Source organism: Bacteroidota bacterium, from assembly GCA_039111535.1.
Classification (GTDB): domain Bacteria; phylum Bacteroidota; class Rhodothermia; order Rhodothermales; family JAHQVL01; genus JBCCIM01.
Genome location: JBCCIM010000220.1, coordinates 1 through 10262 on the forward strand (window position 1 = coordinate 1; position 10262 = coordinate 10262).

General features: G+C 50.2%; 7 protein-coding genes and 1 tRNA gene. 4 read left to right on the forward strand and 4 right to left on the reverse strand.

Going from position 1 to position 10262, the window contains the following annotated elements; translation table 11 throughout:
* Positions 1-176: 176 nt before the first annotated feature.
* Positions 177-1622, reverse strand: a complete 1446-nt coding sequence (locus AAF564_23280; protein ID MEM8488490.1) for a 4Fe-4S dicluster domain-containing protein — start codon at positions 1620-1622, stop codon at positions 177-179.
* Positions 1623-1657: 35 nt separating this feature from the next.
* Positions 1658-2995 (reverse strand): FAD-dependent oxidoreductase, encoded by a 1338-nt coding sequence (locus AAF564_23285; GenBank protein MEM8488491.1) that lies wholly within the window; start codon positions 2993-2995, stop codon positions 1658-1660.
* Positions 2996-3490: 495 nt separating this feature from the next.
* Between AAF564_23285 and AAF564_23290 the strand changes: the two genes are divergently transcribed.
* The 4 genes from AAF564_23290 (at position 3491) to AAF564_23305 (ending at position 7831) form a co-directional block, all read left to right on the forward strand.
* On the forward strand, positions 3491-4357 hold the full coding sequence (locus AAF564_23290; GenBank protein ID MEM8488492.1) for an NAD(+)/NADH kinase: 867 nt from the start codon (positions 3491-3493) through the stop codon (positions 4355-4357).
* A gap of 277 nt (positions 4358-4634) precedes the next feature.
* A tRNA-Phe gene (locus AAF564_23295) sits at positions 4635-4707 on the forward strand.
* Positions 4708-5116: 409 nt separating this feature from the next.
* Positions 5117-5971 (forward strand): hypothetical protein, encoded by an 855-nt coding sequence (locus AAF564_23300; GenBank protein MEM8488493.1) that lies wholly within the window; start codon positions 5117-5119, stop codon positions 5969-5971.
* Between the two features lie 321 nt (positions 5972-6292).
* Positions 6293-7831: a GMC family oxidoreductase gene (locus AAF564_23305; GenBank protein ID MEM8488494.1), complete on the forward strand. Its 1539-nt coding sequence runs from the start codon at positions 6293-6295 to the stop codon at positions 7829-7831.
* A gap of 214 nt (positions 7832-8045) precedes the next feature.
* Here AAF564_23305 and AAF564_23310 read toward each other — a convergent pair whose 3' ends face one another.
* On the reverse strand, positions 8046-9113 hold the full coding sequence (locus tag AAF564_23310; protein ID MEM8488495.1) for a toll/interleukin-1 receptor domain-containing protein: 1068 nt from the start codon (positions 9111-9113) through the stop codon (positions 8046-8048).
* 198 nt (positions 9114-9311) lie between these two features.
* On the reverse strand, positions 9312-10262 hold a 951-nt coding region (locus tag AAF564_23315), incomplete at its 5' end, for a toll/interleukin-1 receptor domain-containing protein (protein MEM8488496.1).

A 10262-nucleotide genomic window follows, 5' to 3' on the forward strand; every position in this document is an offset into this window, starting at 1 on the left:
CCGCTTCCAGGTGCTTTACAGTCTAACTTAGCAATGCTTCTCTAAGCCACAAGGCTAACATACTATGACATAGGGGGGAGCATGGGTGCGCGGCTGGTAGAAATCTTACAAGAAATGCTGAACGACGAAAGCATCTATCCTTCGACATTCAACATTCCTTGTAAGATATTCGAAATTCAACCCATCCCTTTCCAGTCGCTATCCGTCAGTACCGGAATGTCTTCCTGGTGAACCGGCATCATGCCTTTGGTCTCTGCCTGCCAGTCATCATCCAACACAACAGAAACGCGGTCATTGTGGATGAGGACCGGGCCGTTGTAGCGGTGCTCGCGCGGGCCGTTTTCGAGTTTCAGTACACCGCGGGGACATACTGCTGCGCATACACCACAACCCACGCAGGAAGAACGAACGATATTCTGGCCGCGCTGGGCGTACCAGCGGACGTCGATGCCCATTTCACAATACGTGGAGCAGTTGCCGCAGGAAATACACTGGCCGCCGTTGGTGGTGATGCGGAAGCGGGAGAACCATTTCTGCAGCATCCCGAGCGTAGCCGCCATGGGGCAGCCAAAGCGGCACCAGACACGGTTGCCGAAGATCGGATAGAAGCCGGTGCCTACCACGCCGGCAAAGATCAACCCGATAAGAAATCCATACCACTTGGAGAACGACGCTGAAGCTTGTCCGAGCACTGCCCCACTTGTCGCAGAGTTCGTCCAGAGTAACGCCGTGGTTACAACAACAAAGACAACAACGCCGTGGATAATGTACCGCTCATATTTCCAGGCTTTGACGGAATTATCAGACAGATGCCTGAACGGGTCACCCAGGGTTTCAGCCAGTCCGCCACAACCGCATACCCAGGAGCAATACCATCTTTTGCCATAAAAGAACGTGAGGATGGGTGTGGCGAGGAAGAACATCAATCCTCCCCAAAAGACCATAAACACGCCGAGCTTACCAGAGCCCGTTAGCCAATCGATGCTTGAAGGCCAGAGGTAGTCGTACTTGAGGGGCCAGAAGTAGGAAAAGTAAAACTCGGGCTGGTTGAACATCACCAGCAGCGAGGGAATGAGGAACGCAAAGCCGAGTTGGAAGAACATCACTGAAATGGTGCGCAGAATCTGGTATTTGTTGTGGCGATACTTGTAAAGCATCCGCACGCCCATTATGAGTACAGCAAGGGTGTAAAGGGTGCCGTACATGAACCATTTATCTGCCGGCTGATTGCGCAGCAGCTGACTCAACGGCTCAAAAATGGTTACGAAGTTGGCCAGCCACGCGTCTTGCCAGTAGAGGATGATGTAGAAGCCGGTAAATACAATGCCGAGGGTCCAGCCAACCAGGCCTTTCACGCCGGCCATGGCGGAGTTCAGCCACACGCCATCGTTGTTGATGCCTGCCGGCCGGTTGAGGTAGCGCTGGAAATAGATGAAAGCACTCGTTGCAATGGCGGCCAGTCCGCCCCAGAACATGAGGGCCGGCTGGTCGATGCCAATCCCCCACAGGGCCACAACCCAGGTAAGGAGCCCGAGGCCCAGAATAACCATCCCCACCCGCTCCATCGCCGTAAACTTGGCGGTTGGGCTTGTCAATTGAAAAGTAACGTCGTATCGCTGCATGGTGATATAGGTCGTAAATAATTTGGGGAGGGTGGTTATCCAAAGATGTTTGCAAGGACGCCTTTCTTCGGCGCCATTTGCACGGGATTGTCCGGGTTTTGCCGGTTGTAGGTTGCTACCAGCTCGGGCTCGTATTTCTTGTAGAATTCCGGGTCGAAATTCGCTTCAGCCAGATGGGTCAACACATAGTCAATGGTGCGTTTCTCCAGCAGCCACTTTTCGCAAAGCGCGTGGCGAAACCGGATGCCCAGTAAATTGAATCCAACAACCTGCTGGTTGTCTTTCCGGTAGTTGATGCGGATGAGCTCTTTCTTCCGATCGCTAATCCAGAGCAGCGTTTCGATGCCTTCTTCTGGTTTGGCAGAGATGGTCCCGTAGGTCTGGTACTCAATTGAGAAGAACTTGGCGGAGTTGAAGAAAAGCGGTGGATTGTATCGTTGCTGTACGCCGCAAATGGTGCGGGCAACGGTTTTCCCCTGGTGCCGGCCGGTGTACCAGAGCTGGTCAATCCGGCGGTAGCCAATCCCATCTTCCCGAAACTCAGCGCAGTCGCCAATCGCGTACACATCCGGCATGTTGGTCTGCAAAAATTCGTCTACCAGCACTCCGCGGTTGGTTTCCACATCCGACGCTTCTACAATCCCAATGTTGGGCGCAACCCCCGTGGTGAGGCCAAGAAATTGGCAGGGAATTTCTTCGTCTTTGCTGGACACAATCGCGCGCACCCGCCCGTCATTGTCGCCCAAGGCTTCTTTAAGCTCAGTTTGTAACTGCAAGTCTACATGGTGATCGCGAATTTCCTGGTTAATGATCTGCGACTCCTCAAGCGGAAACAGGTGCTCGAAGTAATTGGTCTCGCGCACCAGAAATGTAACGGGTATGTTACGCGAATGCAGCATCTCCACCATCTCAATGCCAATCAGTCCCCCACCAACAACCACAGCCCGGTTGATGTCTTTGGTGTAGGTTTCCATTGCTTCGAGGTCGGGAATGCCATACAGCCCCTGCACGCCTTTCAGGTCTTGCCCTGGCCAGCCAAAGAAGCGCGACTTGGAGCCTGTGGCGATGATCAGCACATCGTAGTTGATCGCATTGCCTTGTTCGAGACTCAGCGATTTGCCGGCGGCATCGATACCCGTCACGCGGTCGTGGATCAGGTCAATCCGGTTTTTCTCCCAGAAGTGGTCTTCGTACGGTTTGGTATCCTGGTACCGCATGTGGCCCATGTAGATGTACATGAGGGCGGTGCGAGAGAAAAAGTGTTTGGTCTCGGCGGATATGATGGTGATGTTGAAATCACTCCACTTCCGGATATACCGGGCTGCCGTAACGCCGGCGATCCCGTTTCCGATGATTACTACGTTTTTAGACATGGGCTGCTTGTTATACAAAAAGGTCGGTGGCAAGATAAGGCATGCTTGCGCGTCTACAAAGATAGTGGGCAGGAATTGCAGATCGTTACAAGATTGAGTGTCGAATGCCGAATTTCGATTGCCGAATGAGGGGTGACGAAGCGCTCCTTTCATGTCCTCCTGAGCCTGCGAAGGATCTCTTGACGAATAGCATCCGGCTCTTTTAACAATAGCACCCTGCTCTCCTCCATGTAATCCTGAACTTCGTGAAGGATCTGGGCAAGCAGTATGCCATCCTATCCCTCGCTTGTTGCTAAAAAGAATGGGTCCCGGATCAAGTCCGGGATGACGTCAAGGGATGGTAGGAGGCGTAAAGAAGGCGGTAAGTTGCCGGCATCCTTGCTAGCCCCAATCGGCACTCGACAATCGGCATTCGACACTAAAATCCCCCGAGGCAGAACAACACTGCACCTAACGATTACCAGAACAAAACCAACCGGCAAACCTCCTCCCCCCGTGACGTACGGTATCACAGGAAATATCACCAAGCAGGAAATCTGGACCCCCATCGGGACCCTCGTCGCCTGGTTGCTAAAAGAGAGTATCCCCTTTGTGTTGGAAACAGCTGTAGCTTCAGGATTGGTGAAGCGCGAACTGCTCAGCAGCGAGCACGCTGCAAAGTATGGCAATCCGAACCTGCCGCAAGCCTCAGACGTGATTCTTTCATTTGGTGGTGATGGCACACTGTTGTCCACCGCGCATAACGTAGGCGCACACCAGACCCCAATACTCGGCGTCAACTTTGGCCGGCTCGGGTTTCTTGCAGATACAGAAGTAAGCAACCTCAACGATACAATTCGCCGGCTTGAGCAAGGTGCCTACCGGATACAGGAGCGGATGGTACTGGAAGCCCGGTTTGAAGGCAAAGAAGGCCCTGAAGTGCACTGGGCGCTAAACGACTTTGTACTAGAGCGCAGCCTGATGCCGCAGCTGATCTCGGTGGAAGTCAGTGTAGACGGTGCCCCACTCACAACCTACTGGGCAGATGGCTTGATTATCTCAACCCCCACCGGGTCCACAGCGTACGCGCTGTCCGTTGGTGGCCCCATCCTCGCGCCAGGCAGCAACGTGATGGCATTGACCCCGATTGCGCCGCATACACTGACAGTTAGGCCTTTGGTATTGCCGGCGTCTGCCATCATTACCGCCGACGTACAGGCCAACAACTTTGTCTTCGCCGCTGACGGCCGCAGCACCAGCTTCGAAGGCACCAGCCCCCAGTTCTCCATCAAACGCGCTCAACACAGCGTAAGGCTGATTAAATTGCCTGAACAAGATTATTTTCAAACCTTGAGGTCGAAGCTTCGGTGGAGCGGCAGGTAAAAGTGCCGAGTTTCGAATGCCGAGTGTTTGCAGCATGGCACTATCCCTCACCCACGTCGTCCTGAGCAAAGCGAAGGATCTGGGCGAGCAATCAACCTGGCAAAACCACTGCCCTACAGGCAAAGCACCACATCTGCCAGCCCAAGCAATTCGACACTCGACACTCGGCAATCGACATTCCCCACCCCTTCTCTCAAAAACTTCATCAAGCCTGTAATTTTTTCCGGATCATTTATCAGGGGAAAGGCTATAAGCGTAACAATTTTCAGTCCTCGCTGGTCGGGTAGCTCAGTTGGTAGAGCAATGGACTGAAAATCCATGTGTCGGCGGTTCGATTCCGCCCCCGACCACACGAAAGCCCAAGATGAGCCATGCCGGCTTGTGTTGGGCTTTTTCGTTTTCATATCATGGCGCCACGATTTATCACCATAACACGCCCACTCGTTCAATTCGGCAAACGAAAGCCGCAATGAGGTTAGTTTCAAACCGCTTATATGTCTGCATCGTTCTGATAGATCGCTAATTTCCAAATCCTCTTTACCTTGCCGGTACCTCTTCGACATGGATTTTTCGCTTATTACTTTAGCTACCGTCGGATCTATCTGGCTAATCAGATTTCTTGCGATACGTCTCAATTTCTATCCTGTTGGCCCTAAAACAACGGCATGGCAAAGACTCACATCTTCTACCAACCTGGACATAGTACCTGCCACATCTTTTAAAGCACCGTGTCTGAAAGGCGAGTATCGCGGCTTGCATATGACAATCGGTTCACATCCGTATTTCGAAGACAACCCCAAAGATATCAGCACGGAAATCAGGCTGCTTTTGCCCGATGCATCCAACAACAAGTACATTAGAAAACGAGGCAAAGGCAATATCAGGCGCCTCTACAAGCGCGCTACTTCCATTTTTCCTGATGACTATAGCCTGGCATTTGAAGACAATGAAGTACTGTATCGAGAAGGCGGCATGCGAAGCAGTGCCGCTAAGTTTAGAAAGCTCATGGATTATCTTTGTGATCTCGTCTATGTATATCCCCATATCATTCAGCTAGGAGGAGAGGCTGTGCCCATTTTACAGCCGATAGCATCGAATGAAAGCCATCCCCTCAAAGCCATGGCTATTCGGTTACTTGAAGAAATTGACCTGTTTACTTCATCAAAATTCGAATCGCGATTATCGCTGGTTTACTGTAAACAGTGCCTTACCAGCTTCTCGTCTCATGAAATAGTAATCGGACGCCTTTCTTCTACCCAACTCTACGCCTGCAGAACATGCCAGCAGAGCCGCGTCTACTACGAGGGGATCAAACTCATCTTATTACTGGATGACAAGATGAAGGATAAGTGGATTCAGAAAGACAATAAGCTCTACGTTAACGGGTTCAAGCAACGGAAGCTGATTGATTTTGATGAAGTTATTATCGAACAGGCAACCGACAAAGCCGTCGCTTCTTTTGCCATAAAAGTGGGCAACGACACAGATGCCTACAGGACTCAGCGATACAAAAACACCCCTTGTACAGTGATGGCCGGCAGCACTATATCTGAAAACACCATGCATATGCTGGAGCGCGTATTTGGACGGGTACAACGCAACGGAGCCGTGTGAGTAGCAACCCTGCTTCACCTCATTCAGAGATATGTTGATTTGAGCGTGAACCTTTGCACCCTACTTTACCAATTGTTTGGTCTGGCTCCCGTTGCGTACGGTTGTTTTAAATGGCAGCGGCACAAACCGGCGTAGTTGCTTGCCATTGAAGTTATGGGCGAGGGGTGTCATCCTTCTTTTGGTTTGTATCGGGCGTTTTTCGTTTACGGCTTACGTTTTTGGCATCTCCCCTGCTGCGCTGCAAAAAGGATGAGATTTGGCTATATTTGGGTGTTTGCACAGCTGTTGTGCCGAGCACCAACACCTTCCACCCATAGTCCTATGCATACCGACGCAAGAACCCTCGACAACAACACCGTCATCGAAGCTGATCTCTGTATCGTTGGCGCCGGCGCTGCCGGCATCAGCCTTGCGCTGGAGTGGATCGACACCCCTTACAACGTTGTTGTGCTCGAAGCCGGCGGCTTTGATTTTGAGAACGAAACGCAACAACTCAACAAAGGAGATATCACAGGCCGGCACTATTTCCCGCTCAGCTCTACACGGCTCAGGTACTTCGGCGGCACCACCGGACACTGGATGGGCTTCTGCTCCCCCTTCGACCCAATCGACTTTAAAAAACGCGACTGGGTGCCCCACAGCGGCTGGCCCATTTCCCGTGAAGACCTCAACCCTTTTTACAAGCGGGCACAACCCGTTCTTGAACTCGGGACCCATGACTGGGATGCTGACTACTGGGCCGACCAAAGCGAAGAAAATGTCCTCTTGCCCTTTGACCCGGAACGGGTGTGGACCAAGGTCTGGCAATTCAGTCCGCCTACCCGGTTCAACACCAAATACCGCGATGCGCTGGTGAACGCCGGCAACATCCACCTGTACACGCACGCCAACGTCTGTAATATCGAAACCAATGAAGGCGTATCTCACGCAGAAGGGCTCGAGATCCGCTGCCTGAACGGTCACACACACCAGGTACGCGCGAAACAGACCGTCCTGGCTTGCGGCGCTATTCAGAATACGCGCCTCCTCCTTGCCTCAAACAAACAAGCGCCCAGAGGACTTGGTAACGACAACGATCTGGTAGGTCGGTACTTCATGGATCACGTGGAAATTGATTCAGCGCATCTGGCGCTGCCGGCAGCCGGACCTATGGATTTTTACATGTTCAGCTTTTACGAAACACCCGCCCGCGGAGAACTAGCGCTGAGTGAAGCCTTGCAAGAGGAGCATAAAACCCTGAACATGACCGCCGGCCTCTTCCCGGCCTCCGGCAATGTGCGTACAAAAAGTCGCTTCGATACATTCCCACAAACTGCCGAAGCTACCCTCCAGTGGTGGGATGGTATTGAGCAAGCCTACAAAGCCGGCAATCGCAATTTGCCTGATGTCTCACAACACAAGCTGTACCGGATGGCAACGCGCATGGAAACGGCTCCTAACCCTGACTCGCGGGTGATGCTTGGAGAGAACACCGATGCACTTGGGATGCCGCTTGTGGATTTACACTGGCAACTATCCCCGCTCGACAAACACACAGTGCGCGCATTTTATGAGGCGCTGGGGAAAGAGGTTGGGCAGATTGGTCTGGGCCGGCTACAAATACTGGACTGGGTCTATGAAGATGATCCGGCCTGGCCGTCGCACCTCGGCAGTGGCTGGCATCACATGGGCACAACGCGAATGCACGAAGACGCCAACCAGGGTGTGGTAGATGCAAACAACAAAGTGCATGGCATCGACAACCTCTATGTTGCCGGCTCCTGCGTGTTCACCACATCGAGCGCAGTTAACCCTACACTGACCATCGTTGCCCTGTCACTGCGGTTATCTGATCATCTCAAAGGCGTTATGGGATCATAACAAGGCCCATCGCTGACTCAAACTATCAATGAATAATAACCCTAACTAACTTGCTACCGCACGGGTCTTCTGGAATCATTCATCAACTTACTACACATCAACGTAAGCATACCTTATTGTCCAATGGCGTTTTACCAACTCAAGAACAGAAGGGTACCAGCCCCCCTTGTTAAATTGCAGCACTTCCAGTGATTTCATCAATTTGTCTACACAATCATTTATAAAACAAACCAATACCATTTAATAGATTGGCAAACTGAGTCCACAGTGCATCTTCATCGTGCCATTCAGAGAAGTCAGTAATATTGTATTCCATTAGTTGCTCCCTAAGCCTTTCTGGCCAGGAACTTCTTTTCCATTCATCATCCAATGCAATGGGTACGATAATATCTCGACCAGCTTCTTTTTCCAGCTTGCGGGCTTTTTTAATTTCGTGTTCAACCCAGTCACTTTTGACAGAAAACTTGGATAGCACAACGATTACCAACTCATGGAGACGCATTGCTCTATCCAATTGCTTTTCGATGCGGCCGGCTTTGAACCGATGAGCGTCCCGCCAGAAGCGAATCCCTTTACTACTCAGGAGATCACAAAGTCGATCGACAAATTCGCCATCTTTATGGCAGTAGGATATAAAAATTGGCCCAATTTGAACGGCTTGCGTGGCCCGAAGATCATATACCCTGTAAACAATCTCGTTTATCTGATTATTACTCAGCCCTTGTTCGTACAACCTGGCTTGTTCTATTTCCCATTCACTAAAACCCAGGCCCTGAAGAAACTTTTTAGGTATCGGATAGGATCGCCTAAGGGAAAGATTGTCAATGGAACTCACATCAAAGTGATAACAAGTATCCAGCTTGTGTGCGACAGATAGATCCGTATCGGATATTGAAGTTCTCCCAAACGGCGCCTGATAAAAATGGGTTTGTTCAACGATGGTCTCTGAAAAAAGTGAAAAATGTAGCTTGGCTTCTTGAAGGTCTGCTTCGCTCAAATCTGTAAGACTCAGATCAGCATAGCGTAGATCGGCACCAACCAATTCAGCTTTGACAAGCTCTGTATTGATCAGTTTTGCCCCCTTTAGTTTTGCCCCTTTAAGATTTGCTTCGGAGAAATTGACATCTGCTAGTTTTGCTCCGGCAAGGTTAATTTCCGCCAGATTTATGCTCGTCAGGTCTGCCCCCCTCAGGTCTACTTCTACATCGGAATTTGCTTCACGCCATTGATTCCAGATTTCCACACCATTTTTGAGTACGTAAACATGCTCCAGATTCGGCATACTGATTCAGGGCTTTGTTGGGTAAAGACTAAATTTACTGATGAGGGAGGGCGAGAGGGATTAAAACTAAAATCACTGATTAAGCAAAGCGTAATGCTGCCAGGTATGTCAAACAGTTTTGCCACTTGAGTTCGGCAACATGTCAACCGGCGTATGCTCCTTCGCAGCTCGCCTTTGTAAAGCTTATTGACGCGCTTGTTAATAGAACAAATCGATGCCATCAAGTAGGCTCGCGAACTGTTTCTTTAACTTAGCCTCATCTTTCCATGCAGAAAAATCCAATACCTGGTATTCTTCGATTTGCGCTCTCAGCCTTTCCGGCCATCTACACTTCTTCCATGCATCGTCAAGTGCAATTGGCACTATCACATCTTTCCCAGACTCTTTCTCCAACCGGCGAGCTTTTTTAGCTTCATATTCGACCCAGTCAGAACTGACAGATTCCTCCGACAATACAATCAATACAAGATCATTTAATTTCATGGCGCGATCCACTTGCTTCTCCAGTCGACCAGCTTTCATTTCATGAATATCGCGCCAGTAACGCACACCTTTTTCAGTAAGCAGCTTGCCAATTTCGTCTACAAATTCTTTGTCGGCATGGGAATATGATATAAACATGGGTGCTATCTGTATAGATTGGTTAGCACGTAGATCATAAATGTGATAGATAATATCATTGATCTCTGAGTTTGAGAGATCAGGTCGAAGGAGTCTTATTTCTTCAATTTGCCAATCTGTGAGACCACATCCACGTAAAAACGACGGAGATAAGTTCAGCGATTTCGCCAATGTCTTGTTATCGAGAATGCTTGGTCCCTGATGCTTGCAAAGATCTATATCTTTCACTTGCGAAAGATCGACATTTATAAAAAGAGTCTCTCCTAAATGCGCGCTTTCCAAACTTGCTCCTGTTAATTTTGTAGCATCGAAAAACGCCTCGTACAAAACGCTCTCATACAAGCTACAATTCATCATTGAAGTTCGTTTTAAACGCGCTCCACTGAGCACAGCCTCTGTCAGGTTTGCATTGTCTAGTTTAGACATGTAAAAGTCTGTTTCTGTCAACTCAGCACAACTCAAATCCGCATCTCTTAGATTTGCATACCTGACTGAAGCTTCAACCAATACTGCAGAAGTCATTTCGGC

Excerpts from the sequence above, each read along its gene's own strand:
- AAF564_23300 (MEM8488493.1), top strand. The coding sequence starts at position 5,117 with ATGACAATCGGTTCACATCCGTATTTCGAAGACAACCCCAAAGATATC.
- AAF564_23280 (MEM8488490.1), bottom strand. The coding sequence starts at position 1,622 with ATGCAGCGATACGACGTTACTTTTCAATTGACAAGCCCAACCGCCAAG.
- AAF564_23285 (MEM8488491.1), bottom strand. The coding sequence starts at position 2,995 with ATGTCTAAAAACGTAGTAATCATCGGAAACGGGATCGCCGGCGTTACG.
- AAF564_23310 (MEM8488495.1), bottom strand. The coding sequence starts at position 9,113 with ATGCCGAATCTGGAGCATGTTTACGTACTCAAAAATGGTGTGGAAATC.
- AAF564_23305 (MEM8488494.1), top strand. The coding sequence starts at position 6,293 with ATGCATACCGACGCAAGAACCCTCGACAACAACACCGTCATCGAAGCT.